The organism is Corynebacterium frankenforstense, from assembly GCF_030211955.1.
Lineage (GTDB): Bacteria > Actinomycetota > Actinomycetes > Mycobacteriales > Mycobacteriaceae > Corynebacterium > Corynebacterium frankenforstense_A.
In genome coordinates this window covers 1-264 of record NZ_JASODI010000072.1, presented here as the reverse complement: position 1 = coordinate 264, position 264 = coordinate 1, and the positions used below count along the sequence as shown (strand labels likewise).

Annotated in this window: 1 rRNA gene; it reads left to right on the top strand. The window is 46.6% G+C overall.

From position 1 onward, the window contains the following. Positions 1-264, top strand: a 23S ribosomal RNA gene (locus QP119_RS11570); the annotation flags it as partial.

The window sequence follows — 264 nt, the reverse complement described above, 5'->3', positions numbered from 1 at the left end:
GTGAATGCCTAGGCACTAGAAGCCGATGAAGGACGTGACGAACCACGAAAGGCTTCGGGGAGCAGTAAGTAAGCAATGATCCGGAGATATCCGAATGGGGGAACCCAATATCTTTTATAGGATATTACTTTTCAGTGAATACATAGCTGATTAGAGGTAGACGCAGAGAACTGAAACATCTTAGTACCTGCAGGAAGAGAAAGAAAATTCGATTCCCTGAGTAGCGGCGAGCGAAACGGGAAGAGCCCAAACCAACAAGCTTGC